Origin of the sequence: Mycobacterium sp. E3251, assembly GCF_001666835.1 — a bacterium.
GTDB lineage: Bacteria > Actinomycetota > Actinomycetes > Mycobacteriales > Mycobacteriaceae > Mycobacterium.
Window position 1 is genome coordinate 1 of the sequence record NZ_LZJF01000172.1, and the last position, 504, is coordinate 504.

The following is a 504-nucleotide window of genomic DNA, read 5'->3' on the forward strand; positions in this document are numbered from 1 at the left end:
ATCAACGACCCCGACCCCGGACCGGCATAAATCCGCGCCGAATTAACCTCCGGCGGAAGCGCCCCAAAATCAAACACGAATTACCCCTTACCGCGTCGCAGCTGCATGAATGACCTCGAGTAGTGAAAGACGATAGAGCGCATCTGGCCCACCCCCGGTCCCGCCGACCGGCTGATGTCAGCGCCGGCCGGGCGCGGGCGCATCGCCCGCGGCTGCCGCGCCCCGGTTGGCCGGAGTTGGCCAGGCGTTTGGCGTCCGGCCGTATGTCCGTCATGAGGTGGGAAAACAGTCTCGCGGTCGTCGCCCTCGCGCGACACCGGGCCAGCAACGGGGGGCCGCGCCGTCGTCGCAACCGGACTCAGCCGCAATCGGCTCTCCATAAAATCCCGACGCGGATAAAACGAGTGGGTTGTGTTCATATCCGCTGCTATCCGGCTGAGGGTGGGCGGGTTAGGACGCTGTAGCGGAAGCCGTATTTGTGGGAGTAGCCCGCGGCGGCGCCGG

At 66.1% G+C, this 504-nt stretch carries 1 protein-coding gene; it reads right to left on the minus strand.

Annotation, left to right across the window (positions count from 1 at the left end):
- Positions 1–77 (minus strand): PPE domain-containing protein (locus A5697_RS28525; protein ID WP_156624280.1); only part of this gene is annotated, 77 nt, incomplete at its 3' end.
- Between the last annotated feature and the right edge of the window lie 427 nt (positions 78–504).